The organism is Nitrosomonas oligotropha (genome assembly GCF_900106555.1).
Classification (GTDB): Bacteria; Pseudomonadota; Gammaproteobacteria; order Burkholderiales; family Nitrosomonadaceae; genus Nitrosomonas; species Nitrosomonas oligotropha_A.
This window is the reverse complement of the sequence record NZ_FNOE01000067.1, coordinates 1-2,816: the sequence shown is the minus strand read 5'-3', so window position 1 is coordinate 2,816 and position 2,816 is coordinate 1. Positions and strand designations below refer to the sequence as shown.

Here is a 2,816-nt window from a genome sequence, read left to right as displayed (position 1 = left end):
ACGGTTTTGAAGATGATCCAGAGGTCGAGCCAGATGGACCAGTTTTTGAGGTAATAGAGATCGTGCTCGATGCGGGCTTTCATTTTTTCCAGCACATCGGTTTCACCGCGCCAGCCGTTGACTTGGGCCCAGCCGGTGATGCCGGGTTTAGCCATATGACGCAGCATATAACCCTTGATCAGCTTGCGGTAGAGCTCATTATGCGCCACCGCATGCGGACGCGGGCCGACGATGCTCATTTTGCCTTCCAGCACATTAAAGAATTGCGGTAACTCATCCAATGACGTGCGGCGCAGGAAGCCGCCGATTTTGGTCAAGCGCTGATCATTCTGTTTCGCTTGTTGAATCGTGGCGCCATCCTCGGTCACCGTCATCGAACGGAACTTATACACGATGATTTCCTCGCCATTCAAACCATAGCGGCGCTGCTTGAAGATCACCGGGCCGGGCGACGTGACTTTCACCGCCAAGGCAATACACGCCATCACGGGTGATAGCAAAATAATGATCAGCACAGCCAATATAAAGTCGCTGATACTTTTCACCACACCGTCGACACCGATGAAAGGCGACTCGTTCATGGCCACGACCGGCGTATCGCCGATGTACTCGAAACGCGCCTGCATCAAATCGAAGATATAAATATCAGGCAGAAAATAGATCGACGATGTGGTATCCGGCAACTCATCCATCAATTTCTGAATGCGCGGCTGAGACGACATCGGCAGACTGATGAAAACCATCTCGGTATTATGCTTCTGGATATAAGGTACAACATCGTCCAATCCCCCCAAACGCGAACCGAAATCGTCCGGTCTGCTGACAGCCGTCGCTGCCGCAAGATCGGCCGGTTCATCCGATTGAGAACCGAAATTGCCAGCAATGCGCGAACTGCTGCGCTCATCGAAGAAACCTTGATAACTGATCAGCAAAAAGGGCAGCTCGGCAATGTGGCGGATGAACGCCAAACTGTTTTCGTTCGCTCCGATCACGATCGCCGAACGCAACTTACCCTTGTTGTATAAGTTAGTGACAATGCTTCGCACCGTAATGTGGCTTGCAATCAGCATCAACGGTGTAACGATGAACCAGGTCAGCAGCACTTGCGGAGAAAATTGGTTGTGAAATTTGGTGGCATATCCCAGAAACACCAGGATAGCGATAATCATCAGCCAACCCACCACTGTATCGCGCATATAGGCGAACAAACGCCCCTTGCGCCAATTGCGGTAAATGAGAATGCGCTCGTAAATGTAGGTGGAAACGAAAAAGGTAATGATGACCAGCACCAGGTAGTAACTGGTGAAATCTTCATCGTATAACCAGGCGGTCAGTATCAGCATGCTCCAGATGATAAAAGGATCGAGCAGATGCTTGAAAAAAGCTACTATCGGTAAATCGTTAACTGTCATCGTTTTCCGTACGTGTATTGCAGATTGATATTGGCGCCATTGGCGTTAAATCCACCCAACCTGTTATTGGTTTGTAAATCATTGTGATAGACCGAAGCCATGAGCTGCAAACCGGGATAAGGGGCGTATATGAGTTTTACCGTGGCATTGCGAAGCGTATTGTGTGTTCCGATCGGTGCGAATGAATCGGTAAAAATTGAAAAGTTATCAAACTTCAGATCCTGATAGGAAAAATCTCCTTGGAGTTTCACTTTTCGTGTGATATCCCAATACGGTGTAGCACTGACCCCGGTGTTAAGGCTGAAGCTGGCGGTAAGCATCTGCAGTGCAGCGGTCTCACGCCACCCGCTCACCGATATTCCAACCCGATCGGTCGGTTGCCAGCTATAGGCCAGACGGGCGTTAAATCCGCTAAAATTACGCGCTGTGAAACTTGCATTGGTTCGCTCTACCCATCCGCCCGTTCCGTAGAGATTCGATTTGGCGGATACTGCCCAGTTGATTTTTGCCAATGCCTCTTTCTGATTATAGCTATTGTCCGTTAATGAACCATCGGCTGCCAGAACACGAACCGGAAAATCACCGATGATGTTGCGAAACAGCACGCCGATGGTATTTCTGCCCGATGTCACAAAATCGATCCCGCCTTCAAAGCGATCTTCAGTACGGTTAAGAAAGCGCAAATTGGGGCTGATTGAATTAAGATCGTAGCGGGTATAAGCGCCATTCAAGCGCCAGCGTGGATGGAGACTCCAGCTGGCGTTAAAAAATTCGGTTTGTTCGGTTCTCACATTTTTAATACCCGGCTGAAACAAAAACGGCGCCAGCGACTGCACATAACTTGCACCCATATTACCTTCCAGGCGGTTGCCAAGAAACCAATGCCAGCTGCCACTGAAATTCTTCAGGTTATTATTCATCTGATCGAATCTCTCAAAACGGGTATGAGTCCAGTTTAAATTTGCATTCAAGCGTTGCCGCCCGACTTCTTTCTCAAACATCACGCCGCCGGTAAAACGATGGGTGATATCAAACAGATTACTTGTGCCAAGCAGCGGCACGGGATCCATGCTAGTGCGCAAACGTAATATATTGTCGTCCGCAGTAAAGCCATAGCTGCCGAAAGGCTGTATCAGCTTGCCAAATGCAGCAGCCCATGCGGTGTGGCTGCACAGCAGCAATACCATCCCCGCAGCCGTGAGAGCCTGCAGCCGGGTGACTCGTGAGAAGCAGATTGCGATAGGCGTAATGGACTGAGCGATACGAGTAAATGTAACTTCCATGAATTGATGGTTCATTAACTTGAGATTCTTAGAGTTTCCAGTGGACAAAAATCAATGCGTTTGACAGAACCTAACCTTCCCATATCATGTTCTCATAAAATTATTTCTAACAACACTTTTT

The 2,816-nt window shown here is 48.8% G+C and carries 2 protein-coding genes; both read right to left on the bottom strand.

All coding sequences use genetic code 11. The features are described from left to right. The coding region (locus BLU57_RS15535) for an undecaprenyl-phosphate glucose phosphotransferase (RefSeq protein ID WP_090322900.1) at positions 1-1,412 on the bottom strand (1,412 nt) is incomplete at its 3' end. Then, complete coding sequence (gene epsL, locus BLU57_RS15530; RefSeq protein WP_256206340.1) at positions 1,409-2,695, bottom strand: XrtB/PEP-CTERM-associated polysaccharide biosynthesis outer membrane protein EpsL; 1,287 nt, start codon at positions 2,693-2,695, stop codon at positions 1,409-1,411. The genes epsL and BLU57_RS15535, both read right to left, overlap by 4 nt. Between the last annotated feature and the right edge of the window lie 121 nt (positions 2,696-2,816).

What these genes read in the sequence shown, in the direction of transcription:
- epsL (WP_256206340.1), bottom strand. Translation starts at nt 2,695, where the DNA reads ATGGAAGTTACATTTACTCGTATCGCTCAGTCCATTACGCCTATCGCA.